This window comes from Variovorax flavidus, from assembly GCF_030317145.1.
Classification (GTDB): domain Bacteria; phylum Pseudomonadota; class Gammaproteobacteria; order Burkholderiales; family Burkholderiaceae_C; genus Variovorax; species Variovorax flavidus.
Genome location: NZ_JASZYE010000013.1, coordinates 75,257 through 100,551 on the forward strand (window position 1 = coordinate 75,257; position 25,295 = coordinate 100,551).

The window sequence follows — 25,295 nt, forward strand, 5'->3', positions numbered from 1 at the left end:
GCAGACGGCAATCCAGTCTTGTCGGTCCATAGACCTCATAATACCCATTTACTGGATATTTATACAGTTATCGAGAGGGGACGTACTTCTCTAGATTCGGAAAGCGAACGACGGCTGAGATCCAAGGCGCAGCGGCCGCAAAGGCCTGACGGTCGCCACTTATGCGTGTGCGCCTCGAATCAAGATCGGCGACACCGCGACCGCTCGTTTTAGGAGACGAACACGAGGAGTAGACTGCCTGACGCCCCTGAGCTTGCTGCCGTTCCGGCGTCTGCTGTTGGAGCGACGTGACTTGGCAAGCGCCGCTTTCGGCCTTGAGACGAGCACTGGGGTCGGGCTGTCCCGGAGATGGGGCGGACATGCCGAGCGAGTGAGTCACTTTCGTTCAGCGATCGCATCTCGCAAGGAGGTCCCTATGAAGACAGCCGTGTTCAGTACGCGAAGCTACGACAAGACCTTGCTGACGGCGGCCAACGTCAAGGCGGGGCATGAACTGACCTTCCTGCAAGACCGGCTGACGTCCAACACGGCGTCGCTGGCCGCCGGCTGCGTGGCCGTCTGTGTTTTCGTGAATGACAACGTCGATGCCGAAGTGCTGGCCATGCTGGCCGCGCAGGGCACACGGCTGGTGGCTACCCGTTCCACCGGCTACAACCACATTGACGCTGTGGCCGCCGCACGGCTGGGCGTCGAGGTCGTGCGCGTCACCGACTACTCGCCGCATTCGGTGGCCGAGTTCGCCGTCGGCCTGCTGCTGGCGGTGAACCGCAAGATCGCGCGGGCCAGCGCGCGCACGCGCGACGGCAACTTCGAACTCGACGGCCTGATGGGCTTCGACCTGCACGGCAAGACAGTAGGGGTCATCGGTACGGGCAAGATCGGCACCATCTTCGCGCGCATCATGCTGGGCTTCGGGTGCACGGTGCTGGGCTATGACCAGTACCACAACCCTGCCTTCGAGGCCATGGGCGGGCACTATATGAGCACGGTGGACCTGGTGCCCGACTGCGACGTCATCTCGCTGCATTGCCCATTGACGCCCGAGACACGGCACGTCGTGAACGCCGAGTCATTGGCACGCGTCAAGCGGGGCGCCGTCCTCATCAACACCAGCCGCGGTGGCCTGGTGGACACAGAGGCTGCGATCGCCGCGCTGAAGACCGGGCAGCTCGGCGGACTGGCGATCGACGTTTACGAACAGGAAGCCAGCCTGTTCTTCCAGGACCTGTCGTCGACCATCATCGAGGACGATGTGATCCAGCGGCTGGTGTCGTTTCACAACGTGATCGTGACGGGCCATCAGGGCTTCTTCACCCAGGAGGCCATCGGGCAGATCATGCAGACCACTATCGAGAGCATCAGTGCCTTCGAGGCGGGGACCGAACTGGTCAACCGCGTTCCGCTTTCCTGACCACCTTGACCGCGTGAGCGCGACTGCACAGCGTAACTTTGGCCAGGACCGCGAAGGGCAGCAACCGCGGTATACCTGCCGGATAGCGGTCGATGGCGAGGGGCTGGACAGGAAGTTCGGATCTCTCGCAAGCTGTCGTCACGGCCATTCGCCAGAAGCGATTCTTCCGCCGGGATGGTCAGAAAAGACCTTGCGGTGCGATGCAGCCGCGGCAGCGATGTGGCATCAGTTCTTCCAATCAGCCGCATGAATGGCGGCGACGATTTCAGCAGCGGCGCTCACCAGCAACGGCCCGACCTCGTCGTGCAGGAAGCTGCCGTTCAGCCACGTTGAGGCTCCGCCGACCGACAGGCCGAGAAGGGTGCGGCCGTCACCAAGATTCACCGGCACGGCGGCTGCGGAAATTGCTGGATCCCATTCGCCTTCGGTCGTGACAAAGCCTCGTACGTCGAACTGAGCTTGCACTTCCGCGAGCCTCCGACTCAACGGCGGCCAGCGGCTGCCCTCTGCGGAGGCTATGCGCTTGAACAGCAATTCGCGCTCGATCGTCGGCGTGGCGCATAGGACTGCACGGCCCATGGCAGTGCGAGCGAGCGGCAAGCGTGCGCCGACGTCCAGACCGAGGATCAGTCGCGCTGTGCTGCGGCAATGTGCGACGTAGATCATTTCGAGGTCGTGCCTTGCGCCGGCGCGAGGCATTGAACTGCTTCGGGCATTCAAGCCACAGGACCGTTGGTTGAGTCACGGCGAGATCGTGCGACGTACTGCATTGCCGCGGGCGACGGTGTCACGCCTGACCTTCACGCTGACTGCGCTTGGCTATCTGCAGCACCGGGACGAGGCGGGCGAATTTGAGCCCCACAAATTAGTCAGTCATCGAGCGAGGCTTCGTTCGGTTGTATCTTCAAAAAATCAACAAGTGCGCGCAATTTGGGCGTCATCCCGCGGCGGCTGGGGTAATACAAGGTGAGGTTTGGAAGCGACGGCGTCCATTCATGGAGCACGCGCACCAGGCGGCCGCTCTCGATCAGCCCCTCGACGTAAGCGCTGGTGATGTAGGCCGCGCCAATACCGTCCAGCGCAGCCTGCACGATGGCGGCGACGTCGTTGACCACGACCGCATGAGTCGTCGGAGACAAGTTGAGCGGCTTGCCGTTCTTCACGAACGCCCATCGCTCGAGCACACCGCTGCTCTTGTAGCGAAAGCCGACGCGGCGATGGCCAAGCAGGTCGTGTGGCGTAGACGGCGTGCCGTACCTGGCCCAGTGCTCCGCCGTGGCGACCACGTAGCTGGACATCGACGGGCCGACCGGCACGCCGACCATGTCGCCGTCAACGATGTTGTTGTAGCGAATGCCAGCATCGAAGCCGCCTTCGATGAGGTCGGTCAGCGTGCTGTCGATGGAAAGCTCGATGCTCAACTCGGGGTACGCATCCAGGAACTTGCGCAACACCGGTTGCAGCACGACCATGTGGGCCACTCGAGGCAGGTTCAGGCGCAAGGTGCCTGTCGGGCGGGCATCGGTCTGTGCCAATGCGCCAGCGGCCTCGTCCAGTTCAAGGACCGCGGGACGCACGCGTTCGAGGTATCTCTCACCGGCCTCGGTCAGACGCACGCTGCGGGTGGTGCGCGTGAACAAGGCGATGCCGACGCGCGCTTCGAGCAGGCGGATCGATTGGCTCACGGCTGACGGCGTCAATCCCATTCGAGCCGCCGCCGCGGAAAAGCTACGTGACTCGGCTACCTGCACGAAGGCGACGAGACCTTCGAGGTTTTCCTGGCGCATTTTCTTCAGCGTGCTTAGTCAAGACCGGCGCGGCATCGCGCGAAATTTCTTCCGATTATGTAGCGACGCTACAAGCCTCATTTGGAAACTGCCGGCTTATCGAGGCGAGGTGTGACGCCCACAGTATGGGCTTCGGCATCAGCTCATTCACTAGGCAGTTCGCAATGAACACTTCGGCACTTCAATCACCGCTTCCCAACGGGGACGCTTCGGCAAGAGGGCGTTCCATTCTGCTGGCCGCCAGCGTAGTCACGGCGGTCTTCGTGCTCTCCAATTCCGCCACGCCTCTGTACATGCTGTGGCAGCGCAAGTTTGGCTTTTCATCAGGCATGCTGACTGCCATTTTCGCGGCGTACATCGTCGGGCTGCTGGTCACGTTGCCCGTCGCGGGGCAGCTCTCGGACCGCCTGGGCCGCCGGCCAGTGCTGCTGCCCGGCCTGGCCAGCGCGCTGGTCGCCTGTGCGCTCTTTGCAACCGCGCAGTCCGTGGGTGCGCTGATGATCGGCCGCTTCCTCACGGGCGTCGCCGTCGGCGTCATCGTTTCGGCCGGCATGGCCGCGGTCGTCGATGTGGGGGGTGCCGCGCTGAAGCGCAAGGCGTCGCTGGCGGCATCGGTCGCGATGGTGCTTGGCGCCGGACTCGGTCCTTTGGGCGCGGGTGTCGTCGCGCAATGGACACACGCGCCGATGCCGATCACCTTCGCCATCGAGGCAGCTTTCATCCTGCTGGCCGGCATCGTGGTGATGACGTTGCCCCTGAAGCAGCACCCCAGGCATCACGCCGCGGCCAGCGCGAGCCGCCTCGGGCTGCGCATGCCCTCCATTCCGGCTTCGAACCGCGAGCATCTGCTTCAAGGCGTCGCGGTCTTCGCACCGGGCCTGACGGCGACTTCCTTCGTCCTGGCGCTTGGCCCCTCGCTCCTGTCTCGTCTGCTCGGCGTATCGAGTCCTCTGGTGGCCGGTCTGACGGCGTGCGTGATGTTCCTTGCCGCGACGGGCGTGCAGTTTGCAGCGCGCGGCGTCTCGGTGCGCGCCATGTTCTTCCTCAGCTGCGCGGCCACTGCAGGCTCGATGACCAGCCTGCTGGGCGCCATCTACCTTGGCAGTCCGGTGTTGCTTGTCGCCGCCGCGATCCTCGCGGGCGTGGGGCAGGGGCTGGGGCAGCTCGGCGGCCTGACGCTCATCAGCATCCACGTGCAGGAGGCGCATCGCGCCGAAGCCATTTCGCTTCTCAACATGGGCGCCTATGTCAGCGCAGGGGTGCTGCCGATGCTGAGCGGATTCGCGATCGATCTCGTTGGCCTGCGCGGCGGCGCCACGATCTTCGCCAGCGTTCTGTTGTTCAGCGTCTCGCTGTCCGTCTTGCACATCGCCCGTCATGGAAGCCGGACTTGAGGCACTTCATGTCGCATTCATCCCTTGTCGTGGTCGCGCATCCGTGCCTGGTGAATTCCCGTGTCAACCGTGCCTGGATGCAGGCGTTGCGTTTGACCGATGCCACTGTCCACGATCTCTACGCCGCCTATCCGGACGAGAAGGTAGACGTTCGGGCCGAGCAGCGCCTGCTGGCTCGGCATCGGCGCGTGATCTTGCAGTTTCCGTTGCAGTGGTACAGCGGCCCGCCGTTGCTCAAGAAGTGGCTCGACCTGGTGCTGGAACATGGGTGGGCATATGGCGGCGTCGCGAGCGCGCTCGAAGGAAGGCAACTGGGCATTGCGGTGTCCGCATGGTCGCGAGAGGCCGATTACCGCAAGGACGGGCGCTACCGCCGGACCCTGGAAGAACTGACCAGCCCGTTCGAGGTGACCGCTTTTCGATTGGGCATGACATACCTGCCGGGCTTTTTTCTTGCCGGCGTCTGCGAAGTAGACGAACAGGCGCTGGAAGTGAGCGCACGGGACTACGCGGCGCACGTGGTGGGCTCGAACGGGCACGGGGCTGCCCGCTGAATGCAGGCGGCGGGCGCCACGCGGTTCGCATGCGGTTTACCTCGCATCAACGGCACCCCTCACAAAAGTCGATTGCCGGCTTTTTCCGCCTTGGTCAGCATTCCCGCTCCAACCACTAGGAGACAACATGATTTTCGAATGCAGGCAGCGCCGCGAATCTTCGCGGGTGCCTCGCCTTGCCATGCGAACCTGCCTGGCAACGGTGCTCTACGCATTGGCGATCCAGGCTACCGCGGCGCCTGCCGACTATCCGACCAAGTCCGTCACTATCGTCGTGCCAGCGCCGCCCGGAGGGATTATCGACGCGTCCGCGCGTTTGATCGGCATCCAGTTGTCGCACGCGCTGAGCCAGCCCTTCGTCGTGGAAAACAAAGGGGGCGGCAGCGGCAACGTGGCGTATGCGCAGGTCGCCCGCTCGCCAGCCGAGGGGTACACGCTGCTGGCCTCCTATTCCGGCTACCACGTCGGGAACCCGTTATTGACGCCGAAGCTGCCCTGGGCCGAGAAAGATCTGGAGCCTGTCGCGCTGATCGCAACGGCAACCAATGTCATCACGGTCAATCCGTCCCTGCCCGTCCACACGTTGACCGAACTGATCGCCTACCTCAAGGCGCATCCCGGCGAATTGAGCTATGCGTCGCAAGGCAATGGCTCGGTGTCCCATATTGGCACGGAGATCTTCAAACAGCAGACGGGGACGCAGATGCTGCATGTTCCCTACCGAGGATCGGGACAGGCGCTGCAAGATGTTCTTGCCAACCAGGTGCAGGTGTTCATCACGACGCCGCCTTCGGTCATCGGCCATATCAAGTCGGGCAAGTTGCGCGCGCTGGCGGTCACGTCGAAGCAGCGATACCCGGAGCTTCCCGATGTGCCGACCGCCGCGGAGGCCGGGCTGAAGGGCTATGAACTTGAAACATGGGTGGCGCTGTTCACGCCGGCCGGCACGCCTCGGCCGGTCATCGCGAAAATGTCCGACCTGGTGCGGCGGGCCATGGAGGACCCCGTCACCCGTACTTCCGCCGAAGCTTCCGGCTTCGAGGCGCGCTACGAACCGCCAGACGCCGTGCTGCGCCGGGTCGCCTCTGAAAGCGCTCGCTGGGCCAAGGCGATCAAGGAGGCGAACATCACGGCCGACTGATTGCCATGCCGCCTCAGCGCGCGAGTGCGCCGCCCGGCCCCACGGAGCGCTCCAGAATCCACTGGCGAAAGGCCGTCATTTGCGGCCTCTCCACTCGGTCCGACGGGGTCAGCAGGTAGTAGGTGAAGCTTGCGCGGTCGAGCACGAAATCGAATGCCTTGACGAGGTCGCCATTGCGAAGATCCTCTTCCACCAAAAAAAGTTGGGCCATGGCGATTCCTTGCCGCTGAATGGCAGCGGCGTAGGCCATGGCGGAGCTCTGGAACATGGTGCCGGCGCGCGGATCAATGTCGACCGCGCCCACGGACGCCAGCCAGTCGGCCCAGTCATCCGCACGCGCCAGCGAATGCAGCAGCGTGTAGCGCGACAGGTCGTCGGGAACGTTCAGCGGGGCATCCGGGCGCGGCAGGTGCGGGCTCATCACGGGACACAGCACATTGGGCACCAGCCAATAGCTGTTCGCGCCGCGCCACAGCCCGTCGCCCAGGCGAACGGCGCCGTCGATGTCTTCCCGGTCGAAATCGACATCTTCGAGCGATGTCGTCAGGGACACCTCGATCTCCGGGTGACGGGCATGAAAGTCCGAAAGCCGTGGGATCAGCCAGCGCATGGCAAACGTCGTGTACGCCCGGATGCGCAGTTCCTGCTTCTCCACTCTGCGCCCCAGGCGAGACGTTGCTTCGCGCATGTCGTTGAGTGCGCGCGAGATCGACTTGAAGTAGTCGGCACCGTGCCTCGTCAATGCGATCTGCTGATGGCCGCGCAGGAACAGCGAAGTTCCCAGGAACTCCTCGAGTTGCCGCACCTTGCGGCTGACCGCGCCCGGCGTGACGAAAAGCTCCTCGGCCGCCGCCGTCACGCTGAGGTGGCGGGCGGCCGCCTCGAAGGCTCTGAGCGAGTTAAGAGGAGGCAACTTTTCCATGCGTGCGCAAGCTTGCGGCCTTCATTGCATTTACGTCAAGCAGATTCTTTCAGATGACCGGAATATCAGCGGCTTTTCAGCAATCTGGCCTCTCGCCAGTGCCGATTATGACGATTGACGAAAAGTCAACCATGCCCTCTTCAAAAGTCGTTTGCGAGGCCGTTGGGTGTCGAACGATAGTTCGGTCAAGCCCTTGGTCAGCCGCCGCACCGGCAACCTTTCTTGGCGAGGCGCGCAGGGGCAGCAATGACACAGGAGAAAGAAGATATGGAAGACAACGACGGCAACCTCGCCGGCCTCCTGGTCGTCGACTTTTCTCAGATCGCAGCGGGCCCGACGTGCACCATGATGCTTGCGGACCGCGGCGCCGACGTCATCAAAATCGAGGCCCCTGGCGGAGACCTGGGGCGTACGCTGGGGCCGCCCTTTCTCGAAGGCCACGGCGTCATCTTTCTTTCGCTTAATCGCAACAAGCGAAGCGCCGTCCTGGACCTGAAGCTTCCGCATGACCTTGAGGTCGCGCGTCGTCTGCTGCAACGTGCGGATGTCGTCGTGGAGAGTTTCCGCCCAGGCGTCATGGCGAAGTTCGGGCTGGACCATGCGACGGTTTCAGCCGGCAACCCGCGACTGGTCTACTGCAGCATTTCCGCATACGGCCAGCAGGGCCTTTACAGCGGCAAGCCCGGCGTGGACGGCGTCGTGCAAGCCACATCGGGCCTCATGAGCATCACCGGCGCCGCGGACGGCGTACCGGCCAAGGTCCAATCGCCCGTCGTCGACATGGTCACGGGCTTCCTGGCCACCACCGCGATCCTCGATGCCCTCATGGCAAGGCAGAGCAGCGACCGAGGTGCGTGGCTGGACATCAGCATGTATGCGGCCGGCATCCAGCTGCAGCAGATGGGACTGGCCTCGTATCTTGCGTCGGGCACGCCGCCCAGCCCTTGTGGAAGCGCAGCCCCGTACTCGGCGCCAAACGAGGCGTTTCCCACTGACGACGGTTGGATCATGGTCGCCGCGTATCAGCCCAAGCGCTGGGCTTCGCTGTGTCGCATCCTGGGCGTTCCCGACCTGGCCGGTCATCCGCTTTTCAGCACCTCGGACCTGCGAGTGGCCAATCGCGGCGCCATGTTCGAGCAACTCTCGACGCGCACCCGATGCTTTTCCAGCATCGAACTGCTGTCGGCACTGGAGGCCGAGGACATCATTTGCGGCCCCGTCAACACCTACGTCGAAGTCGCGGCGTCGCCCCCCTTCGTGGGAATGACCGCTTCCTTTCAGCATCCCGAGTCGGGCGAAGTGCGCGTGATCGGCCCGCTGCCTACCGGCTGGGATGGCGCGTACCGCTCAGGACCGCTGCGGCCCGCGCCCTTGTTGGGCGAGCACACCGCGGAAGTTATCGATTTCGCACGCCAGGCCAGCCCCTGCGCCTGAGCACGCAGCAGTTCCCTCAGACATATCTCCATGCGCAAGCGCGTTTCCACTCCAACCAAGGATTTCCCATGAGCGAAGCAGTAATCGCAGGCGTCGGCATGACGCCATTCGGAAAATTTCTCACCCGCAGCCTGAAGTCGTTGTCCGAGGAGGCCGTGAACGAAGCATTGGCCGATGCCAGTGTGCAGCCGAGCCAGATCGAGTGCGTGTTCTTCGCCAATGCAGCCGCGGGTGTCGTCACCGGCCAGGAAATGATCCGTGCCCAGTCGTCCCTGAGAAACACCGGCCTTGCCGGAAAGCCGATGTTCAACATCGAGAACGCGTGCGCTTCCAGCAGCTCGGCGTTCAACCTCGCGCGCGCCGCGGTGACCTCGGGCCAGTACGAGTGCGTGTTGGTGGTGGGGAGCGAAAAGCTCAGCCACGAAGACAAGAAGGTTTCGTTCGGCGCGTTCGCGCGTGCCGTGGACATCGAGGAGGACCTGGGTGGCCACATCGGAACGGGCACTGGCAGCGTGTTCATGGACATCTACGCCGCAAAGACGCGCAAGTGGATGGGGACCGCGGGCGTGGAGCGTGAAGACTTCGCACGCGTCTGCGTCAAGAGCCGCCTGGCCGGTTCCCTGAATCCGAAGGCGCAGTTCCGCGCGACCACCACGTTGGAGGAAGTGCTGTCCAGCCGCATGGTGAGCGACCCGTTGACGCTCTTCATGTGCTCTTCCATCGGGGACGGCGCGGCCGCCATCGTCGTGTGCTCAGAGGCCTATGCCCGCAAGCTCGGGGTCAAGCGCGTGTACGTCAAGGCATGCAGCATCGTCAGCGCCGCCGGCGTCCCGGGCGCGGAGCTGGTGGCGGTCAGGGCGGCAAGGCTGGCGTACGAGGAAGCCGGCCTCGGCCCGAAGGACATCCACGTGGCCGAGCTTCACGACGCGTCCGCGCCGGCCGAGCTGATCCACTACGAGAACCTGGGCTTCTGCGGACCCGGAGACGCCGGTGCTTTGATTCGATCCGGAGACACGGGCCTGGGCGGACGCCTGTCCGTCAACCCGAGTGGCGGGCTGCTGAGCCGCGGCCATCCCATCGGCGCCACCGGTGCGGCACAGATCGTGGAACTCACGCAGCAACTGCGCGGGCGCAGCGGCGCCCGCCAGCGTCACGGTGCCAAGGTTGCCTTGGCCGAGAACAACGGCGGGCAGCTGGCTGGAGATTCCGCAGTGGCGCTGGTCACCATCCTGGCCGTGTGAGTTGCCGTGGCGCATACAACAAATTCCACCTTGGGGAAAGCAATGACAGAGAAAGTAGCGGTAGTCACGGGCGGCGCGCAAGGCATTGGACGAGGCATCGTCGAGGCGCTGTTGAACAAGGGGCTGCGGGTCGCCGCCTTCGATCTCAGCACTCCGGCGCTGCGGCGGGCTTCGGAGCAATTCGCGGGGAGCAGCCGTTTTCTTCCTTTGCAGGTCGATGTGACGTCTTCCGCCATGGTGGGCGCCGCCGTGGCCGAGGTGACCGCCAAGTGGAAATCGCCCGACGTGCTGGTGAACAACGCCGGACTCAGCCGCGACAAGCGCATCCAGAAGATGAGCGAGGAGGACTGGGACTTCGTCGTCAACGTCAACCTTCGTTCGCAGTTCCTTTGCGTGAAGGCCGTGGTCGACGGCATGGTGGCGCAGAAGTACGGCCGCATCATCAACATGTCGTCGCGTGCATGGCTCGGCGGTTTCGGGCAGGCCAACTACGCCGCCGCTAAAGGCGCCGTAGTGAGCTTCACGCGTTCGCTGGCCATCGAGTTGGCTCCTCACGGCATCACGGCCAACACGATCGCGCCCGGCATCATCGAGACGCCGCTGTTCGAGTCGTTCGACGAAGATGTCAAGGACCGCCTGAAACGCAGCGTCCCAGTGGGGCGCATTGGTCAACCCGCGGACGTCGCCGCCGCGGCGTTATTGTTTGCCGGCGACGAAGCCTCCTACATCACGGGGCAGACCCTGTACGTGTGCGGGGGCCGGTCGCTGTCGAGCCCCAGCGTCTGAAGGAGAAGGGCCGTGACCATCGAGATTCGCCATGCGCAAACAGTCGCCACCCTGACTCTGAACGAGCCGAAGTCGCTGAATGCGCTCGCAATTCCCGATCTGCTGCAGTTGCGAGAGGCGCTGCGCGCCCTGCAAGACGACGAGCAGGTGCGTTGCATCGTGCTGACGGGTGCCGGCGCGAAGGCGTTTTGTACCGGGGCGAACCTGAAGGAAACACTGCCGCCGAGCGAGCTGTTCGCGAGGGGTGCCCTGCTGGGCCGCGAGGCCGAGGCCGGACGAGATGGATACACCCGTCTGCTAGACCTCAGCGACCTGGAGCTGTGGAAGCCCATGATGGCGGCCATCAACGGCTACTGCCTTGGCGGCGGCCTGGAGCTGGCCATGCAATGCGATCTGCGCATTGCAGGCGAGAACGCATGCTTCGGGTTGCCGGAAGTCAAGGTCGCGAGCATTCCTGCGGCCGGCGGTGTTCAGCAGCTGCTGAGGGCGATTCCCGCGGCGCACGCTATGAAGCTGGCGTTGACGGGCGACCGCATTGATGCTGCGACCGCATTGCGCATCGGCCTGGTCAGCGATGTGTTCGCGTCGGGCGACCTGCTTCGCGAAGCTCAAGCCATCGCGGTGCGAATTGCCGCGAATGGGCCGCTTGCAACGCAGGTGGTGAAGAAGATGGCACTGGAAACCGCGCACCTCGCGCCGCGCGACTACATTGCGCAGGCCAACCTGCATTGGGGCCTGTTGCGCGACTCCAGGGACCGCATCGAAGGGCGCAAGGCATTTGCCGAAAAGCGCACCCCCAACTACATCGGAGACTGAAAGAAATGAACGTCACAACCCCTCCGGGCCTTCGCTACCGTTTCACGGGGCATGAACGCGTGCTGCATGACGTCGCCGCGTCGCAGGCCCTGCCTGAATTGATGGAGTGGTTTGGCTACCGCCGCGCCTTCATCGTGTGCTCGCGCACGCTGAACACGCGCAGCGACGTCATCGCCACACTGGTCGCGACCCTCGGCGACCGCTGCGTCGGCGTGACCGACAAGGTGGGCGAGCATTCGCCGCTTTCGAACGTGCTGGCCGCGGCAAGGCAGGCGTCCGACCTTGAGGCCGACGTCATCGTCTCGGTGGGCGGAGGCTCCGTCATGGACATGTGCAAGGCAATGCAGCTCTGCATTTCGGAAGAGGTGTTCGACCGTGAGCGGTTGCTGCAACTGCAGATGCGCATGTCGGCCGATGGCACCGAGATGCTCTCTGGCGCGACCTCCGTGCCTCGCATCCGGCAAATTGCGATTCCCACGACCATCGCCACTTCGGAATGGACGCCGGTCAGCACGCCGATCGATGACCAGACGCACTTGAAGGCCCGCTTCGTGGTGCCGGACGGCGCGCCACGCGGCATCGTCTACGACCCGTCCCTCCTTGCCCGCACCCCGCTTTCGCTGCTGCTGTCGACCGGCGTGCGAGGCCTCGATCACGCGATCAATACGGCTTGCTCCCTGCACCCGCATCCGTTTGCGAGCCTGCTCGCGGAGAAAGCGATCCAGCTGTATGTTGAGAACCTGCCGCGCCTGCACGACAGCAGTGACATCGAAGCCTTCACCAACTGCCAGCTGGCGACCTGGTACACCGGAATGGGACAGATGTCGGTGCCGCACGGCTTCAGCCACTGGATGGTGCATATCGTCGGGCCGCTGGCCGGTGTGCCGCACAGCGATGCGGCCTGCGTGCTGATGCTGGCTCAGGCCCGGTGGCTGGAGCGCCACGCGCAAGCGCAGCACGCCAGGATGCTGCAGTTACTGAACCGGACGGAGTCTTTTGCCGACGTGTTGGAGGGCTTGCTCGTGCAACTGGGCATGCCGAGAACGCTGGCGGACCTTGGGTTGAAGGATGAGCAGGTCGAGTCATTCATCCAGCCCGCACTGGACCATCCCCAGGTCACACACAACAACCTGCGTCCGATTCGTACCGCGGCAGACCTGCGCGCTGTTCTGGCGCTGGCCGGTGCGTGCGCTGAGGGGCGCGACCTCTGAATCATTACCCCCGAAAACCATGAACGAATGCACCTACATTGCCGCGGGCCTTCCCTGGTGCTTTCGTCCGACCGCGTTGCAGGGTCCAACGCGGCTACGCTCAAGCAGTGGTACAAGCTGCGCGAACGAATCAAGGCACTGGAGACTAAGAGCGACTCTGGAGGTACATCCGGATCGCCGTGAATGTCCGCAGCTGGCCGACGGCCGAAGCCCAGCCTGCGCGCCGAGGCGCTATCGCTTCGACAAGATGAGATCGCTGCTTGCTTACCGATGTTCCGCATCGAGGACGACCGGTGCCGCGGGAGATTCGTCTTTCGACTTTCGGACGGCTGCGCGTTTGGTGCTATGACACCCGAGTGCAGCAGGCGCGTGCTCACCTCAGACGATGAGGACGACCTTGCCAGCATGCCCCGCCCGCTCCATATACTCGTGCGCAGAAACTACGTCAGGCAGTGCAAAGGTGCGGTCGATTCGCACAGTCAGCGTCCCGTCCGACAGTCCCTTGTGAACGAACGCCATGGCGCGCTCAAATGCACTTTCGTTGCGCGGCAACCCCATCGAGGAGGAACCGGTGAATTCGAGCACCTTGTAAACGTGGAAATGCCAACTGTTGCGAAACTGTGCGGCCACCGGGAACGTGAGATCGACACCGCCAGAAAGCCCATAGAGCAGGTACCACCCGCGGTGGGCAACCGCCTCGCCCAAGCTATTGAACAATGGGCCGCCAACCCCGTCGTACACAAGATCGACACCGCGGCCTTCTGTAAGCGCAAGAACCCGCTGCAGCACGTCTTCTTCCTCTGTCACAACCACATGCGCCGCGCCAGCATCCAACAGAGTCTGGCGCTTGGCGGTGGTGCGCGTGGTAGCAATGGCCGTCAGGCCCGTCGCGCGCGCCATCTGAAGCGCCGCCAGGCCCGTGCCCGACGAAGCGCCTGTCACGAGCACGGAGTCGCCAGCCTGTAGGCGCGCGATCTCGAACAGGGCGAAGTAGCCAGTGAGGAAGGCCATGTACGCCGAGGCGGCCTGCGCGGCCGAGAGGTTCGCCGGGTGCTTCGCGACGTGCGTGGCAGGAAAGAGGATGCGATCGCCATAGGTGGGATAGCGACCCTGATGCGCGCCCGGAAGAACCGCGACACGGTCGCCCACTTGGAAGCCCTGTACCCCGGGGCCCACTGCATCGATAACACCCGCCGCCTCGTTTCCCAGACCACTAGGCAACACGGCGTCTTCGACATAATGTTTGCGCCGCCAAAGCACGTCCGCCCAGTTCAGGCCGACGGCTTGCACCGCAATACGAACTTCGCCGGCTCCTGGCTCGGACGTGGGAACGTCTTCAATTTCAAGAACGTCAGCGCCGCCGAAGGCGTGAAAGCGAACTAACCTGGCCACATGAATCTCCTTGACTTTCGTGTCGACGCCCGTTGCGACGACTGGCCAACCAAATGTAGGAGTCGCGAAGATCAGGAGGAAATCGATTGATTCGATAGTTGCTATTCGAATCACCCATCAAGGATGCTCATAGTGAACCCCATCGACTTGGGTCGGATCGACCTGAACCTGCTGACCGTTTTCGCGGCACTCATGCAGGAGCGCCATGTCAGCCGAGCGGCTCAACGCCTGCATGTCGGGCAGCCTGCCGTCAGCTACGCGCTGGGTCGCCTACGCGCGCTGACCAGTGATGTTCTATTCGTTCGCCAAGGGCGTTTGATGGAGCCAACCCCGCGCGCTCTCGCATTGATGGAGGGCTTGCGTCCAGCGCTCGATCAGATTGAGACCACGCTGCGAGCCCAATCCGAGTTCGACCGGAGGCTGGCCCGGCCGGTATTTCGAATCGGCATGACCGATGACCTGCAGATCTGCATACTGCCGCGACTGCTGCGGCTTCTCCGCGCGGAAGTGCCGCTCGCACAGTTGATCGTCGCGACGGTCAGCCATCGGGACGCCATGCGGCAACTTCAGGAGGGGCGAGTCGACACTGTAATGGCCTATTTGCAGAGTTTGCCGGCGGACGCAAAGGTGCGGCAGCTCGGCTCAACGCGCTATGTCGTGCTTCGTGCAGACCATGCCGCGCCGCCCATGACACTGGACGAGTTCTGTACCCGCCCGCACGCGCTCGTCACGTTCGCAGAAGACGTTCGGGGTTTTGTGGACGATGCGCTGGAATCGATGGGCCGACGGCGTCATGTGGTGGTCTCCATTCCGCAGTTCGGCAGCGTGCCGTCGGTACTGGCTGGGACTGATCTGTTGGCTACGGTGCCGGCGTACCTGGCCGAAGAGCTGTGTTCTCGCGCGTGCCTACGCCAAGAGCCCCTGCCATTTAGGAGCCCGGAGTACTCCGTATCGATGTGTTGGCGCGCCGCGGTGGACAAGGACGGTGCACAGATGTGGTTGCGCGATGCCTTGAATCGCGCCTATCAAAGCGACGCTGCAGCTTGAACACATCCCGATAGCGGCTAGACGGTTGCACCCCGGACGCCCCAATCGCTCGCCGCCCTGCCAGCGTCGCGCATCCCTGGCCCAGGCCAGCTCAAGAGGACCCCAAGTTCCCCGCGTGCGGCAAGAAAACTGCCCGCGCCGCGTCGATGGCCGCCTTATGCACGCGCAACGCGCAGTCGATCCGCAGCACTTGCGCGGAACTGCAGTCGGCGTCAAAATACATGCAGACTGCATATATGGAGCATGCCTTGCTGCTGAAATCGAACAACTTCTCGCCGATGATCCACCCCACCACCCGTATCGCCTCCAGTGCGGTGATATCTGGCGATGTCGAGATCGGTCCGAACTGTTCCGTCGGACACGGGGCCGTGGTCGTGGCCGAAGGCGGCCCCATTCGAATCGGCGCGAACTGCGTGATCATGGACACCGCTGTCATCCGCGGCGTGCCAGACCAAGTAATGCGCCTGGGCGACCATGTGTTGGTGGGGCCGCGTGCCTGCCTGGTGGGATGCACCGTCGAAGACGAGGTGTTCATCGCAACCGGTGCGTCGGTCTTCAACGGTGCGGTGCTCGGGCGCGGCAGCGAGGTGCGCATCAATGCGGTAGTTCATCTGCGCACGGCGCTCGAGGCTGGCGCGACGGTCCCGATCGGCTGGGTGGCCGTCGGCGCACCGGCCCGATTCCTGCCGGCCAGCGACCACGAGGGCATCTGGGCGATCCAGAAGACGCTCGACTTTCCGAAGTACGTGTTCAACACGACGCGGCCCGCTCCCGGCGATTCGATGATGCAAAACCTCATGCCGCGCTACACCAAGGCCCTGCTGCGCATGCATGCGCACGATCATGTTGCCTCCTGAGCTATCGCGAGCGAAGGCGTTGCAGGCCAACAAGCTGGGCGCGCTATGGGCCGTAGTCGGGCGCGCCATGACCGCGACGATGGAGACCCACTCGGAGTCCAGCGCCGCGATCCTGCTCTGGCTCTACTACTGGGCTCCCACTGGCGTGGTCGAACTCGGCCGGGTGGTCGGCCTGTCGCAACCCGCCTGCTCACGCGCCGTCGACAAGCTGATGGCCGCAGGGTTGTTGCTCAAAGCTCGGAGCGGCGCACGTGAGACTTGGCTTGACCTCTCGCCCGCTGGGCGTGTCGAAGCCGAGCGTTTGCAGTCGGCGCGCCTGCACGCCTGCGATCGATTGCTTGGCACTCTGTCCCGGCAGGAGCGCGCCACGATGGTTGGGCTGCTCGACAAGCTTCTGGCCGCGCCGGTGGATAGTCGAGCCTATGCGCGCAACGTTTGTCGGTTCTGCGATCACGCCATCTGCGACGGTCCGGCATGTCCGGTGGGGTGCCGGGCCACGGAGATCGAGGGAGAGGTCGCGGCCGACGACGCGCGCTGACCCCCAAATCCTTTGCGCGCTCGACGGCGCGCCGCGCGGCAAGCTCGGAACAACTACGTTGGTGCACTCATCGCCGCGGGGGTCGCGCCGACGTCAGTTCCCGTAGAAGGCCCAGACGTTCGCCGACACCTCACCGGCAGCAAACTCGGAGGAACTCGCGTCGCGTCTTTGGCCCGTAGGTCCTGAAGTGAGGATCGGGTTTCTCCAGGTAGGCCATGCGCTTTCGGGCGACCGAGTCGCGGGAGGTGTATCGCTTCACTTCCGCCGGTGTCAAGCCGTACACCTTCGCGGCGTTGAGACCGAATATCTTGGCTCGCAGCGCAGGCGTCATCTCGGGATAGCCATGCCGTTCGCGCAGTTGCGCCGAGATCTGGAACGTCCGGAAGGCTTGGATCTGGTCCTGCGGTGAGCCGTACCAGATCGAATCCGTGCCCCACAGCACGTTGTTCTCGCCGCACGCGAGGATCAGCTTCCCCAAGGCGTGAGCCGCCTGTTCGGGGTCACGCATCAGGAAGCGCCACGTGCTGCCTAGCTCCGCATAGACGTTGCTGTTCGGCTTGACCTGGTGTTTGCGCAAGGACGTGATCAGAGTGTCGATTCCGTCGCTCTTACCGCTCGCGTCGTAGGCCTTTTCGGTCACCGTGCTGACGAAGCCTGAGTGATAGATCAGGAAGTTCACGTCCGGGTAACGCCCGGCGACGACGCCGATGTCGCTGCACTGGCTGTGCTCGTAGGAGCGTGGTCCGAACGGCAGCCCCTTGTGGATGCAGATGTTCCTGACGCCCAGTGCGCGAGCCTTCTCGATGAACCGGATGCCGACGTCGTCGTGCAGGAAGTAGCCGTTGCCGTTCGGTCCATACTGCGTGTAGGTCTTCCAGGCGCTGATTCCCCACTTCTCGTGCAGCTCGTCCATGCCCTCGAGGTCTCCGGGCTGGTTCGGGTTGACGCGACCATGCAGCAGAAGCCGGTGCGTTCCCTCGAGCTTGTCGACCAGCCTGCGGACCTCGTCGGCGGCCTGGATCGTGACCGGCTCGGCGTCGCGAGCGGAGGGCACGAAGGACAGCACCATCACGTCGGTGTCGCTGTCCATGAACACGTCCTTGAGGAAAACTTCCGCGCTCTTCGAATTGCCTTTTGGCGTGTCGATGAAGTGGCCCTGGACATCGAGGATGAACTCCTGCTTGGCGGGGCCGACCTGCGCGCGCGCGAGCTGCATATCCAGCATGGCGTCGCGGGGCAACTCGAAGAAGCCGCCGGTCCTTCCGGCCGCGGCGTTGGCCGCGTTGAAGGCCAGCAGCGTGCTGGCTGCACCACAGGAGGAGGTCAGGAACGCTCGCTTCGAGCATCCCAGCCGCTTCGCGTTGATTGCAGCGGCCTCGTGTGCGAGGCGGTTGGCCTCGATGTTCGCCGGCCAAAGCGACACCGGTGCGAACTCGCCATTCGAGGTGCTGTCGAGCTTGATAGGAAGACGCTTGCCCTCAGGGTCGCTGTCATGCATGGTGGTCCCCCGGTTTGATCAAGGAGCCCCGCCGGCCCGCCACCGGCGTGATGAGCCTCCTTGGTTTCGACGAGATTTCCGGATTCTGCTCCGTGTCGCGGGGTTCGGCTGCGCTGTGCGTAGAACGCCTCCGGCGTGGCAAGAAGACTGATTGCCGCCATTCACGTTCGAAGCCTGGATGGCAAGGGAGGGCCCAACCCCACTTCGGCGGCCAAGAAAGTGGGGTGATTGCGGGGTGTCGCGGCTCGCCGTGATTGCCGCCGCCGGGGCTGGCCTTTTTGTCGTCCGTCGGCTTAGCCTTTGGCCGTATTCGTGACTGGCATCGAGGCAATGGTCGCCAACGCGACGTGCGTGCGGCGCTCGAACTCCGCATAGACCAGCTCCGCCAGAGCGCCCACCTCATTGCGCTTCAGATGGTCCTTGCCACTGCTCGGACTCAGCGCGTGTTCGAGCAGTTCGCGAAGGCAGATGATGGCGCGATGCGCCTCTTTCGTGGCGCTGACCGCATCGTCGACTTGTCTGGCCAGTGCGGCGGGATCGTTGATGGTGGGAGGCGAGTTCTCGCCGTCGGGGGGATCGTCGGGGCGGCGCGCGAGCGCACAGATAGGGTGGGCCACGAATGGTCTCCAAACGGGTTCGGGTTTGCAAAAACCGCCGCACCCAACGCCAATTGGAGGCGGCAGCTCGAACGGGTTGGCGTACCGGGAACCCGCTTGCGCGAACCGGCGAGCCTTGCGGCTCCCCGCTCGAGCCGCCAAAAAATGAGGCACGAACAATGAAGCCGCAGACTCCCTGCGGAAAGACTGCGGCTTGCGTCGCAGCGGGTTACTCGGGACGCCAATCCCGACCACGCCTTTGTGGACGTGACAACGCGGAGTATAGCGACGGGATGTCGAACGAGGGGCCAGGGCGGCTCGCAATGGCGAGTCACAGGTCGCTCAGGTTGGCACCGTGTCGACGCCTCCCACATGCTTTGGAATGCCATGCTGCGCGATGGCATCGCCGTAAGGCCCTCTCCCGGTCGGCTGCTGGCGCTTTGGCCTTCCTCAGTGTTCGTCAGATGGATGGCTTGGGCGATCCGCAACCCAACCGACGCTCGTGCCGTATTGAAAGCAACCACTTCCCGCTCGGCGTGCGCATAGAGCATTGCGTGGCGAGCCAGCACCAACTCCCGCAACTCGGGCTGGCCAACTGCCCGCGCTTTGTTCACTTCAGCTTGCAATTTCTTGAAGCGCACCGACGCAGATGTGGCGTCCTATTCCTTAATGAAGCTACGTGCAGCGTGTCGGCACGTCAGAAAGTTCGAAACCGCCCGAACCCTTGCCTTGACGGGAATGCTCACGGCGCCGATGTGATGCCGAGTGCCTCGTCCAGTTTCTCGTCAGACACGAATTGCCCCGCCAAGGCTTGCCGTAGGCCAGCGATGGCGTCTTCAGCCAGCACAAGGTTGGCGTGTTCCGACTCGAGGGCATGGTAGTAGTCCAGCCGGCGTGCATCGACCAAGGCCACGTAGCTCGCACCGTTCTTGGTCAGCACTTTCTCGGAGCCGTTGCCGACCACGTCTTCGGCCAGCTCGGTGAGCCGGGCGCGCGCTTCGCTGAAGGGAACAATGTCTGACGCTCTCAAAGGCATATTTGCAGTATCCGTTAAGGTTTGCGTCAATCACTCTTGCGGCGAAACTTGCAGCCTGCAATTGCGGCCGGAGGTTGGTACGCACCTTACGTGTGTGTTTTGAGGCATGGTTCCGAATCTGTCCAACGTTCCACGCCGGTGCATCAATTGACTCCTCCACCCTCTCTTGGTGGATTTGCCGCTGGGTTCGCGCCCCGGGGGTTCTTTGACGCTTTATCAGATGCGGGTTGATTGCAAAATGGAATCAGGAATGAGTCAGGGCTAGCCATGCGCACCGCCGTCACCATCGAAGACTCTCTTTTCGAGAAAGCCTTAGAAATGGCCGATCCCGACATGGACAAGGCCGAGATCTTTCGAGAGGCGATCCGCACGTTCGTGCGTGTTCAGGCGGGCAAGCGCCTCATTGCGCTCGGAGGGCGTTGTGATGTCGCCTGACATGCGCCGGCTCTCCGCCAAGGAGGGCTTCAGGCCGACTGGCGCAAATATCCTCAACAGGTTCGTTTTCATTCCGATCTATGAATTCACCTGCCGTCCTGGACGCTCGCTTCCCTCGAGACGGCGGGAGCATGGACGCCCTGATGCGCACCCACGACTGGTCGGACTCGCCTCTTGGGGAACCGGCGACCTGGCCTCAGGCATTGCGCACGGTCCGCAGGACTGGGGAGTGAGGAGTCGTTACTTCTCAAACCATACAACCTCGATGAGCTGTGGGCGGCATTGAGCGTTCGGTAGGTGACTGCGGGCCACACCACGATGGCGCGTGACACCGGGTTGCACCGGCGAGTTGATCCAGGCTGCAATTGCCTTTCAGCAAGTGGCCAGGAATGTCGAGTTCACAGGCCGCGCGGACGACCTGCGCCGTCAGTTGGCGTTGATCAAGGCGAGCAACTCCGTGCTTGGGTCCATCATTCCATCCTGATGCCGGCTTCCCGGATCACTTGGCCCCATCGCATGTTCTCGCTGCGGATGAATTCGCCGAACGCCTCCGGCGTCATGAGGCCGGGCTCCGCACCGCCGCTGGCGAACCAAGCGCGAGCCTCGTCGGTAGAACTGACCCGCGCGATCTCGGTGTGAATGCGATCGACAACCGGCCGAGGAGTGTTAGCCGGCGCCGCGATGCCAGTCCAGCCGGCGAACTCATAGCCCCCAACGCCGGCTTCGGCGATCGTCGGAACCTCCGGCAGCGAAGGCGATCGCGTTGCGCCGGTCACGCCCAGTGCACGCAGTGATCCGGTGCGCACATGCGGCAGCTGAGCCGTGAGCCCTTCGATGGCCCATGTAACCTGACCCGCAAGCAGCGCGGCCATCATGGCTCCGCCACCCTTGTAGGGAACGTGGACCGCGTCGATGCCCGCTGCCCGCTTAAACAACTCGCTGGCCAGATGCGGCGGCGTGCCGACGCCCGGCGAAGCGAAATTCATTGCACCCGGCTTCGTCTTTGCCAACGCCACGAGGTCGCTCACCGAGCTCACCGGCACGCCTGGCGCGACCGTCAGCAGCAGGGAACCATGGCCCCACCGCGTGATCGGTGCGAAGTCGGCCAACGGGTCGTAGCCGGTGCGTGCGAAGAGATAAGGATTGAAGGCGGCCGTGCCTTGGTGGATCAGCAGAAGCGTGTAGCCATCGGGAGCACTATGCGCAACGGCTGCGGCACCGATGTTTCCACCGGCAGCGGCATTGTTCTCGACGATGACGGGATGCCCGAAGGCGCTGCCCAGGCGCTCCGCCAGCCAGCGCGCGCGGATGTCCGTCACGCTGCCAACGCCACCGGCCACGATCTTTAGGGGCCGCGTGGGCCAGGGGGCAGGCTGCGCCTGCGCAACCGGTGCGCCGGCGGCACCAAGCCCCACGGCGGCCAAGGCGGCCAGAGAGAAGGAACGGCGTCTGGTGTTCATCGTGAGCTCCTTGTCGCAACGAACGGATGCGCTCAATATGACCGCCAGCAAGCAGAAAGGGAATACTCCAACGCGCGCCGACGGCCTCAACCAGCGGTTGAAGCGTTGAGCGGTCGAGCATTGTTAAGGGAGCCGGCATGGACAAACTGCGTTCGCTCAAGTACTTCGTCGCCGCGGCGGAGACCTCCAGCTTTTCCGCCGCCTCGCGCGGGCTGGGCGTGAGTGTGGCGGCGGTCGCGAAGATGATCGGCGCCTTGGAGCGCGAACTCGGCGTAACCTTGTTCGAACGGCATGCGCAGGGACTCGCACTCACGGCCTCCGGTGGCAACTACTTGGAGGCCTGCCTGCCCGCGCTCGAGCAACTGGCCCTGGCCGACGAGCAGGCGAGTGCCTCGACATCGCGCGCCCGAGGCACCGTCGTGGTCGGCGTGCAGCCGGTGATCGCGCAGGAGTGCCTGACGCCTGCCTTGCCGCGATTCGCGGCCATGTACCCGGAGATCCAGTTGGACATCCGTTACTTCATGCGGGTCACGGATGAGCAGGTTCGCGGCGTGGACGTCTTCCTGGTGATGGGCTGGCCGCAAGCCGTCGGCGACCTAGTGCTGCGTCCGATCGGCGCCACCGGCTTCGTCGTGTGTGCCGCGCCAGCCTATTGGGCGGCGAATGGCATGCCACGGCACCCGAGTGAATTGGAGCATCACAACTGCATGTGCATTCGCTCGAACCATGGTTCGGTCATGGACCTGTGGCGGTTCCGGCGCGGCGATGAACAAGTGTCGATCACGGCGGGCGGCTGGCTTACGGTCGACAACGCCCATCGGGACATGGTGCGCGATCTGGCCATCGCCGGCGCGGGTGTGGTCCGGGTGCTCGACTGGCACAAGCGGCAAGGCCGCGAAATCGCGAGCGGCATGCTGGTTCCGGCACTCACCGACTGGGAGATGGACGTGGAGGTACCGCCGGTCAACCTGCTGTATCCGCCAAGCTCGCGGCGAATCGCTCGCGTCAGGTTGTTCATGGATTTTGTCACCCAGCTCTTCCGCGACATCGAGCAGCAAAGGGAGTTTCGTTCGCCTGCTACGTCCATGCCGCGTTGGGCCATCGGGCGTCGCTCCCGCGCGTCGGCGGCGTTGCGAGCAGACGGGGGTTGAAGACGCCAGTGTGAGCAAACATGTCACGCAACTGGAAAAGCGCTTCGGCGTGCGGGCCCATTCACGTGGCGGCGACGAAATGTCCTTGGGGAGCATCGCGAATGCGGTCGGAAATCCACGTAGAGAAGGCCAAGCCCCACAGCGGAGTTCCATCATGGCCGGTCGTTTTTACGATAGCTGCCTTGCGACGCCGGCCCCGGGTGCTTCGGGGGTCTTCCCATGCCCGGCTCATTGGAGCTTTGTAAGGCGCTCCTCGGCCACGTCCGCCGCTTCGGAGTCTGGATACGCCTCTACGACGTCTTGAAGCGTCCGGCGGGCCGCTTTGACATTCATGAGTTCTACTTGGCAATCGGCCACAGACAACAGCGCGTCGGGTGCGCGCAGATGGCTGGGCTCGGCCGTCACCAGCGCCCGGAAATTGCCCTCAGCATCTGAGTAGTTGTGGAGGGTGTACTGGACATTGCCCAGCCAAAACAGCGCAGAGGGCTTGTATCTGCTTCTGGGGTAATGCTTGACGAAAGCCACAAGGCCATCTTGCGCTTGAGCAATGTCGCCTTCGCGAAGGGTGGCAAGCGCCGCATCAAACTCATGCTTCTCGGCCGGCCCGACGACAAACTGCTGGCCATCTACCAAGACCATGGTCGACTCAACATTGCGCTCGCCAGCGCTTTGTTCCGTGCTCGTCTGGCTTCGCTGCATATCGGCCATGCCATGGGCCAGTCCCTCGTTTTGTCCGCGCACGATTGCCACTTCGTTGCGCAACTCCTCCATCTGGTTGGAAAGATCGAGCACGCTGCGACGAAGCTGGACGTTGTCCTCATTGGCTTTTCTCAGGTCATCTGCGACGCGCTGCTGGGAATTAGAGACCTTTTGTCGCAACTCGATGGCGCTCGCGGCTGAAAGCGCATACAGGCCATGCCCCACGGTGCAGCCCAGCGAGCACGCCACGCCCGCGCCCATCAATGCAGCACCTACCAGGCGGCGAAAGTCGCCGCCTAAAAAAGCCCAGAAAACCACCCCCAAGACAGTCAGCGGGGCCAGGCCCAGCCCAGCGAAGCCGCTCGATATGCCGAGCGCGCTGGGTGTGCTCGATCCGGACATATTCGTTCCTCCAAGGCGGCTGTCAATTTGATCCTGAAGGAAACAGACTTAGGCAAGTAGGGTCATGACGCCATGTCTCCAGGTTTGGCGTGCAGGGATTTGCCCAGCGAACAAGCCGCCGCGACCCGCTGTTGGGCGATTGCGATTAGCCGCTGGACGCTTCGCTGCGGTGCGGGAGTTCTGAGGGAAAACGAGCTGATGAAGATCCGCACATCCCTGCATACCGAGTTGGGAGACAGACACGCCCGACAGGATCACCGTTCGCGGATGGCGACTGTGTCGTCTCGTAAGCGCGCACCGAAGCGCTTTTCCTGGCGTCGGAAAAGTTGTTCGATGAACCGGAGTCCTGAGAGTTGCTTCCGGCTCCTAAGCGAGCGGCATAGGCCATGTGATCGCCTCGCATAATTCGCTTAAAGAGGTCTTTGGTATTACATTGAGGGGCGGCTGAGGTTTCGGCCGCAGATTGTGGGGGGGCGATGGAAGAATTTCATTCGGAAATGAGCAGGGCGATCAAGCGGTCGCGGTCGGATGCGGGTTGGAAGTAAGCGCCGCCTCGCTCCGGAGAGTCAGGCCGAATTTGTGGACACATCGGCCTTGTCGCCCTGTATGCGTTGTGCAGAGTTACTTCAGGAGGACGACCGTTTTTGCCGATCTTGTGGCGAGGATCAGTCCGGGGGGAGGGGCGCGAACGATCGACATTCGGCTGTTGGGCCCACGCGCGGTCGACGCCGAGCGGAATGTCCAGTCGAGGCGGATTTCGCTGACACATTGCAGCCAGAAGAAGAGGGAGCGATCAGTGTGCTTGTGGTGGAGAACGCTGCCAATGAGGCAGTTAGTGCCGGGCCGAAGGAGCCGTCCGTCGGCACGCGAGTTGAGCCCTTGGCCGCCAGGCCCGGCACCGCGTACGCCTTGGTGATCGGCATCTTGGCGCTGGCGTTCTCCCTTGCGACTGCGATGGGCTATGACCTCATGCGGAGGGGCGTCAGCGATTGGCAGAACCCCGGGGCGGATGCTGAGCAAGCTCAAACCGCTTTCACTGGTGAAAACCTGAGTGGCGTAAGGCGCGCAGGCGACGCAGTTGCTCGCGAACGCAGCAGCTCAATCGTGAGGGTGACGTCCGATCCGGAAGGGCCTTTGCGGGAGCATCAGACACAGCCGGAACAGGCCCAACCTGGTCAGCCCCCAGAGACGGCCTCCGATGTGATCAGGGCTCTCAGTCTTGGCGAGGCCGTGGCACCCCCTTCTGAAGCCCCATGGCCGCTAGCGACACCAGTAGTTTCTCGCCCTCCAGTAGAGCTTGGCTTGGCGAATCCACGCCGAGATGAATGCAACGAAGCACTCGTCGCGTTGGCCGTGTGCCAGAAGTGATCGGGATACAGAAACGGGAGACAGCGAGCAGCAAAAAGGGGCCGGGCATCGCCTGGCGATTGCCAACCTTCGATGGAGCCAGCATGCGAATCAGAACCATACTGACCGGCCTGATGTGG

24 protein-coding genes are annotated in these 25,295 nt (G+C 63.5%); 15 read left to right on the forward strand and 9 right to left on the reverse strand.

Annotation, left to right across the window (positions count from 1 at the left end):
* Positions 1-415: 415 nt before the first annotated feature.
* The gene (locus tag QTH90_RS29490) at positions 416-1,411 is read left to right on the forward strand and encodes a 2-hydroxyacid dehydrogenase (protein WP_286668128.1); all 996 of its coding nucleotides are present in this window, start codon (positions 416-418) and stop codon (positions 1,409-1,411) included.
* A gap of 225 nt (positions 1,412-1,636) precedes the next feature.
* On the opposite strand, the gene QTH90_RS29495 is transcribed toward QTH90_RS29490, so the two are convergent.
* A complete protein-coding gene (locus QTH90_RS29495) occupies positions 1,637-2,077 on the reverse strand; it encodes an IclR family transcriptional regulator domain-containing protein (RefSeq protein ID WP_286668129.1) in 441 nt (146 codons plus the stop codon).
* Positions 2,078-2,108: 31 nt separating this feature from the next.
* On the opposite strand from QTH90_RS29495, the gene QTH90_RS29500 reads away from it, so the two are divergent.
* Positions 2,109-2,381: a helix-turn-helix domain-containing protein gene (locus QTH90_RS29500; RefSeq protein WP_286668154.1), complete on the forward strand. Its 273-nt coding sequence runs from the start codon at positions 2,109-2,111 to the stop codon at positions 2,379-2,381.
* On the opposite strand, the gene QTH90_RS29505 is transcribed toward QTH90_RS29500, so the two are convergent.
* Positions 2,281-3,198: a LysR family transcriptional regulator gene (locus QTH90_RS29505; protein ID WP_286668130.1), complete on the reverse strand. Its 918-nt coding sequence runs from the start codon at positions 3,196-3,198 to the stop codon at positions 2,281-2,283. The two genes, QTH90_RS29500 and QTH90_RS29505, sit on opposite strands and share 101 nt — an antisense overlap.
* Positions 3,199-3,362: 164 nt before the next feature.
* On the opposite strand from QTH90_RS29505, the gene QTH90_RS29510 reads away from it, so the two are divergent.
* The 3 genes from QTH90_RS29510 (at position 3,363) to QTH90_RS29520 (ending at position 6,287) form a co-directional block, all read left to right on the forward strand.
* The gene (locus QTH90_RS29510; protein WP_286668131.1) at positions 3,363-4,592 is read left to right on the forward strand and encodes an MFS transporter; all 1,230 of its coding nucleotides are present in this window, start codon (positions 3,363-3,365) and stop codon (positions 4,590-4,592) included.
* Positions 4,593-4,600: 8 nt separating this feature from the next.
* A complete protein-coding gene (locus QTH90_RS29515; protein ID WP_286668132.1) occupies positions 4,601-5,146 on the forward strand; it encodes an NAD(P)H-dependent oxidoreductase in 546 nt (181 codons plus the stop codon).
* A 181-nt stretch (positions 5,147-5,327) separates the two neighbouring features.
* On the forward strand, positions 5,328-6,287 hold the full coding sequence (locus QTH90_RS29520) for a Bug family tripartite tricarboxylate transporter substrate binding protein (RefSeq protein WP_444814780.1): 960 nt from the start codon (positions 5,328-5,330) through the stop codon (positions 6,285-6,287).
* Between the two features lie 13 nt (positions 6,288-6,300).
* Here the strand turns inward: QTH90_RS29520 and gcvA are convergent, their stop codons facing one another.
* Entirely contained in the window at positions 6,301-7,209 is a 909-nt protein-coding gene (gcvA, locus tag QTH90_RS29525) for a transcriptional regulator GcvA (RefSeq protein WP_286668134.1), read from the reverse strand.
* Positions 7,210-7,476: 267 nt separating this feature from the next.
* Between gcvA and QTH90_RS29530 the strand changes: the two genes are divergently transcribed.
* The 5 genes from QTH90_RS29530 (at position 7,477) to QTH90_RS29550 (ending at position 12,697) form a co-directional block, all read left to right on the forward strand.
* Positions 7,477-8,643, forward strand: a complete 1,167-nt coding sequence (locus QTH90_RS29530) for a CaiB/BaiF CoA transferase family protein (RefSeq protein WP_286668135.1) — start codon at positions 7,477-7,479, stop codon at positions 8,641-8,643.
* A gap of 68 nt (positions 8,644-8,711) precedes the next feature.
* Entirely contained in the window at positions 8,712-9,884 is a 1,173-nt protein-coding gene (locus tag QTH90_RS29535) for a thiolase family protein (RefSeq protein WP_286668136.1), read from the forward strand.
* A gap of 42 nt (positions 9,885-9,926) precedes the next feature.
* A complete protein-coding gene (locus QTH90_RS29540; RefSeq protein ID WP_286668137.1) occupies positions 9,927-10,670 on the forward strand; it encodes an SDR family NAD(P)-dependent oxidoreductase in 744 nt (247 codons plus the stop codon).
* A 12-nt stretch (positions 10,671-10,682) separates the two neighbouring features.
* Positions 10,683-11,486, forward strand: coding sequence for an enoyl-CoA hydratase/isomerase family protein (locus QTH90_RS29545; RefSeq protein WP_286668138.1), 804 nt, complete (start codon positions 10,683-10,685; stop codon positions 11,484-11,486).
* 5 nt (positions 11,487-11,491) lie between these two features.
* A complete protein-coding gene (locus QTH90_RS29550; protein WP_286668139.1) occupies positions 11,492-12,697 on the forward strand; it encodes an iron-containing alcohol dehydrogenase in 1,206 nt (401 codons plus the stop codon).
* Between the two features lie 378 nt (positions 12,698-13,075).
* On the opposite strand, the gene QTH90_RS29555 is transcribed toward QTH90_RS29550, so the two are convergent.
* The gene (locus tag QTH90_RS29555; RefSeq protein WP_286668140.1) at positions 13,076-14,203 is read right to left on the reverse strand and encodes a zinc-dependent alcohol dehydrogenase family protein; all 1,128 of its coding nucleotides are present in this window, start codon (positions 14,201-14,203) and stop codon (positions 13,076-13,078) included.
* A gap of 18 nt (positions 14,204-14,221) precedes the next feature.
* Between QTH90_RS29555 and QTH90_RS29560 the strand changes: the two genes are divergently transcribed.
* The 3 genes from QTH90_RS29560 to QTH90_RS29570 all read left to right on the forward strand — a co-directional run bounded on the left by QTH90_RS29560 (position 14,222) and on the right by QTH90_RS29570 (position 16,531).
* Positions 14,222-15,136 carry a LysR family transcriptional regulator gene (locus QTH90_RS29560; RefSeq protein ID WP_286668141.1) on the forward strand — a complete coding sequence of 305 codons (915 nt, stop codon included), beginning with the start codon at positions 14,222-14,224 and terminating at the stop codon, positions 15,134-15,136.
* Between the two features lie 248 nt (positions 15,137-15,384).
* Positions 15,385-15,993 (forward strand): gamma carbonic anhydrase family protein, encoded by a 609-nt coding sequence (locus QTH90_RS29565; RefSeq protein ID WP_286668142.1) that lies wholly within the window; start codon positions 15,385-15,387, stop codon positions 15,991-15,993.
* Positions 15,968-16,531, forward strand: a complete 564-nt coding sequence (locus QTH90_RS29570) for a MarR family winged helix-turn-helix transcriptional regulator (protein WP_286668143.1) — start codon at positions 15,968-15,970, stop codon at positions 16,529-16,531. Before QTH90_RS29565 ends, QTH90_RS29570 begins: the two co-directional genes overlap by 26 nt.
* Positions 16,532-16,661: 130 nt before the next feature.
* Here the strand turns inward: QTH90_RS29570 and QTH90_RS29575 are convergent, their stop codons facing one another.
* From QTH90_RS29575 to QTH90_RS29585, 3 genes are all read right to left on the reverse strand, one after another.
* Positions 16,662-18,029 carry an amidohydrolase family protein gene (locus QTH90_RS29575; protein ID WP_286668144.1) on the reverse strand — a complete coding sequence of 456 codons (1,368 nt, stop codon included), beginning with the start codon at positions 18,027-18,029 and terminating at the stop codon, positions 16,662-16,664.
* 293 nt (positions 18,030-18,322) lie between these two features.
* Positions 18,323-18,646 carry a hypothetical protein gene (locus tag QTH90_RS29580; RefSeq protein ID WP_286668145.1) on the reverse strand — a complete coding sequence of 108 codons (324 nt, stop codon included), beginning with the start codon at positions 18,644-18,646 and terminating at the stop codon, positions 18,323-18,325.
* Positions 18,647-19,367: 721 nt separating this feature from the next.
* On the reverse strand, positions 19,368-19,661 hold the full coding sequence (locus tag QTH90_RS29585; RefSeq protein ID WP_286668146.1) for a type II toxin-antitoxin system Phd/YefM family antitoxin: 294 nt from the start codon (positions 19,659-19,661) through the stop codon (positions 19,368-19,370).
* Positions 19,662-19,928: 267 nt separating this feature from the next.
* Between QTH90_RS29585 and QTH90_RS29590 the strand changes: the two genes are divergently transcribed.
* Positions 19,929-20,096, forward strand: a complete 168-nt coding sequence (locus tag QTH90_RS29590) for a type II toxin-antitoxin system VapB family antitoxin (RefSeq protein WP_286668147.1) — start codon at positions 19,929-19,931, stop codon at positions 20,094-20,096.
* A 470-nt stretch (positions 20,097-20,566) separates the two neighbouring features.
* On the opposite strand, the gene QTH90_RS29595 is transcribed toward QTH90_RS29590, so the two are convergent.
* Complete coding sequence (locus tag QTH90_RS29595) at positions 20,567-21,556, reverse strand: Bug family tripartite tricarboxylate transporter substrate binding protein (protein WP_286668148.1); 990 nt, start codon at positions 21,554-21,556, stop codon at positions 20,567-20,569.
* A 137-nt stretch (positions 21,557-21,693) separates the two neighbouring features.
* Between QTH90_RS29595 and QTH90_RS29600 the strand changes: the two genes are divergently transcribed.
* Complete coding sequence (locus tag QTH90_RS29600) at positions 21,694-22,707, forward strand: LysR family transcriptional regulator (RefSeq protein WP_286668149.1); 1,014 nt, start codon at positions 21,694-21,696, stop codon at positions 22,705-22,707.
* Between the two features lie 228 nt (positions 22,708-22,935).
* Here the strand turns inward: QTH90_RS29600 and ybgF are convergent, their stop codons facing one another.
* Positions 22,936-23,808: a tol-pal system protein YbgF gene (ybgF, locus tag QTH90_RS29605; RefSeq protein WP_286668150.1), complete on the reverse strand. Its 873-nt coding sequence runs from the start codon at positions 23,806-23,808 to the stop codon at positions 22,936-22,938.
* Between the last annotated feature and the right edge of the window lie 1,487 nt (positions 23,809-25,295).

Bases quoted from the DNA above. Each gene is read 5' to 3' on its own strand.
- QTH90_RS29490 (WP_286668128.1), top strand. From the start codon at position 416: ATGAAGACAGCCGTGTTCAGTACGCGAAGCTACGACAAGACCTTGCTG.
- QTH90_RS29495 (WP_286668129.1), bottom strand. From the start codon at position 2,077: ATGATCTACGTCGCACATTGCCGCAGCACAGCGCGACTGATCCTCGGT.
- QTH90_RS29505 (WP_286668130.1), bottom strand. From the start codon at position 3,198: ATGCGCCAGGAAAACCTCGAAGGTCTCGTCGCCTTCGTGCAGGTAGCC.
- QTH90_RS29510 (WP_286668131.1), top strand. From the start codon at position 3,363: ATGAACACTTCGGCACTTCAATCACCGCTTCCCAACGGGGACGCTTCG.
- QTH90_RS29515 (WP_286668132.1), top strand. From the start codon at position 4,601: ATGTCGCATTCATCCCTTGTCGTGGTCGCGCATCCGTGCCTGGTGAAT.
- QTH90_RS29520 (WP_444814780.1), top strand. From the start codon at position 5,328: ATGCGAACCTGCCTGGCAACGGTGCTCTACGCATTGGCGATCCAGGCT.
- gcvA (WP_286668134.1), bottom strand. From the start codon at position 7,209: ATGGAAAAGTTGCCTCCTCTTAACTCGCTCAGAGCCTTCGAGGCGGCC.
- QTH90_RS29530 (WP_286668135.1), top strand. From the start codon at position 7,477: ATGGAAGACAACGACGGCAACCTCGCCGGCCTCCTGGTCGTCGACTTT.
- QTH90_RS29535 (WP_286668136.1), top strand. From the start codon at position 8,712: ATGAGCGAAGCAGTAATCGCAGGCGTCGGCATGACGCCATTCGGAAAA.
- QTH90_RS29540 (WP_286668137.1), top strand. From the start codon at position 9,927: ATGACAGAGAAAGTAGCGGTAGTCACGGGCGGCGCGCAAGGCATTGGA.
- QTH90_RS29550 (WP_286668139.1), top strand. From the start codon at position 11,492: ATGAACGTCACAACCCCTCCGGGCCTTCGCTACCGTTTCACGGGGCAT.
- QTH90_RS29570 (WP_286668143.1), top strand. From the start codon at position 15,968: ATGCGCACGATCATGTTGCCTCCTGAGCTATCGCGAGCGAAGGCGTTG.
- QTH90_RS29575 (WP_286668144.1), bottom strand. From the start codon at position 18,029: ATGCATGACAGCGACCCTGAGGGCAAGCGTCTTCCTATCAAGCTCGAC.
- QTH90_RS29585 (WP_286668146.1), bottom strand. From the start codon at position 19,661: ATGCCTTTGAGAGCGTCAGACATTGTTCCCTTCAGCGAAGCGCGCGCC.
- QTH90_RS29590 (WP_286668147.1), top strand. From the start codon at position 19,929: ATGCGCACCGCCGTCACCATCGAAGACTCTCTTTTCGAGAAAGCCTTA.
- QTH90_RS29595 (WP_286668148.1), bottom strand. From the start codon at position 21,556: ATGAACACCAGACGCCGTTCCTTCTCTCTGGCCGCCTTGGCCGCCGTG.
- QTH90_RS29600 (WP_286668149.1), top strand. From the start codon at position 21,694: ATGGACAAACTGCGTTCGCTCAAGTACTTCGTCGCCGCGGCGGAGACC.
- ybgF (WP_286668150.1), bottom strand. From the start codon at position 23,808: ATGTCCGGATCGAGCACACCCAGCGCGCTCGGCATATCGAGCGGCTTC.